We start from the raw sequence: 2,378 nt of genomic DNA, 5'->3' as shown, positions 1-2,378 counted from the left end.
AACGCCACCTCACAACGCCCCATCCACTCCGCGAACACCGGAGAAACCGCCCACAACTCCGCACCCATCCCCACCCACTGCGACCCCTGACCAGGAAACACAAAGGCAACACGGCCCGGGCCACTGCCGGACGATCCCCGCACCAGGTGTCCCGCGGCGTCGCCCTCGGCCAGCGCCCGGAGCCCGCTCCGCAGGTCCTCCCTGGACCCGGCCACGATCAGCGCCCGCTCATCGAGGGCAGCGCGCCGGGTCGCCAGCGCGTGCGCCAGCTCGGGCAGGCCCCCCTTCTCGTCCTGGCCGAGGGCGGCCGAGAGCCGGCCGGCCTGGGCGCGCAGGGCGTCGTCGTCCGCGGCGGAGAGCAGCAGCGGTACGGGGCCGTGGTCGTCCTGGACGGCGTCGTCGTCGACCACCTCGACCTCCGGAGCCTGCTCCAGGATGATGTGGGCATTGGTGCCGCTGATCCCGAAGGACGAGACGGCCGCGCGACGCGGTCGATCCGCCTCGGGCCATTCCCGCGCCTCCGTCAGCAGCTCGACGGCCCCCGTCGACCAGTCCACGTGCGGCGACGGCTCATCCACATGCAGCGTCTTCGGCAGCACCCCGTGCCGCATCGCCAGCACCATCTTGATGATCCCCGCCACCCCCGCAGCGGCCTGGGTGTGCCCGATGTTCGACTTCACCGAACCCAGCCACAGCGGCCTCCCCGGCGCACGGCCCTGCCCGTACGTCGCCAGCAACGCCTGCGCCTCGATCGGATCACCCAACCGCGTACCCGTCCCATGCGCCTCCACCACATCCACATCCACCGCCGACAACCCGGCACCGGCCAGGGCCTGGCGGATCACCCGCTGCTGCGACGGACCGTTCGGCGCCGTCAGACCATTGCTCGCGCCGTCCTGGTTGACCGCACTGCCCCGCACCACCGCCAGAACGTCATGCCCCCGACGACGCGCGTCCGACAACCGCTCGACCAGCAACAACCCCACACCCTCACCCCACCCCGTACCATCCGCCGCACCCGCGAACGGCTTGCACCGGCCATCCACCGCCAGACCACGCTGCCGACTGAACTCCACGAAGGTCACCGGGCTCGCCATCACGGTCACGCCGCCGGCGAGGGCGAGATCGCACTCACCGTTGCGCAGCGCCTGCACCGCCAGATGCAACGCCACCAACGACGACGAGCACGCCGTGTCCACAGTGACCGCCGGGCCCTCCAGACCGAAGGTGTACGAGACCCGGCCCGAGGCGACGCTGCCCGCGCTGTTGTATCCGAGGAAGCCCTCCAGCTCCTCAGGCACGTCGTGCAGCAGCCGTGAGGCGTAGTCGTTGTACATGACGCCCGCGAAGACGCCGGTCCTGCTGCCCTTCAGTGCCGTCGGATCGATCCCGGCCCGTTCGAAGGCCTCCCAGGACGCCTCCAGCAGCACGCGCTGCTGCGGGTCGATCGCCAGTGCCTCGCGGGGGCTGATCCCGAAGAAGCCCGCGTCGAACCCGTCCGCCTCGTGCAGGAAGGCACCCTCCCGCACATACGACGTCCCCGGATTCTCGGGATCCGGGTCATACAGCGCCTCGACATCCCACCCACGACCCGACGGGAACTCCGAAACCGCATCCACCTCCCCCTCCAACAACCCCCAGAACTCCTCCGGCGAACCCACCCCACCCGGGAACCGGCAACTCATCCCCACGATCACCACCGGATCGTCCTCGACGACAACCCCCGCCGACACCCCCTCCACCACACCCGATGGCCCCGCCCCCAACAACTCACCGCCGAGAAAACCGGCCAACGCACGGGGGTCGGGGTAGTCGAAGACCACCGTGCTCGGCAACCGCAGACCACTGAACACGTTGAGACGGTTACGCAGCTCGACAGCGGTCAGCGAATCGAACCCCAACTCATGGAACGCCCGCCCGACATCGACCGCCGCCCCGGAGGCATGGCCCAGGACCTCCGCCACCTGTGTCCGCACCAGTTCGAGGACGCTTCGCTCCTGTTCGTCCGGGGTGAGCCCGGCGAGCTGCCGCAGCCACGAGGTGTCACCGGTCGCCGTGGCGGCGGCTCGACGGGGCGCCGCCGGCACCAGGTCGCGCAGCGGTGCGGGGACCTCCCACGGGTCTCCGGCAAGGCGCGGAGCGCTCAGGTCCAGGCGTGCCGGGACCAGCACGGGAAGCTCGGACAGCAGCGCGGCGTCGAGAAGGCCCAGCGCCTCTTCGGCGGTCATGGGAGCCACGCCGCTGCGCGCCATCCGCGCCCGGTCGGCGGCTGCGAGATCCTTCGTCATGGTGCTGGTGTCGTCCCACAGACCCCACGCGAGCGAGACAGCCGGAAGACCACAAGCACGCCGATACCGCGCCAACCCATCCAGAAACGT

1 protein-coding gene is annotated in these 2,378 nt (G+C 70.6%); it reads right to left on the bottom strand.

Going from position 1 to position 2,378, the window contains the following annotated elements:
* Nucleotides 1-2,378, bottom strand: a 2,378-nt coding sequence (locus ACWC97_RS33930) for a type I polyketide synthase (RefSeq protein WP_450653665.1), incomplete at both ends; no start/stop codon positions are given.

The organism is Streptomyces sp. NPDC001108 (assembly GCF_053598535.1).
The sequence above is the reverse complement of the archived record's forward strand: the minus strand, read 5'-3'. Positions and strand labels throughout refer to the sequence as shown.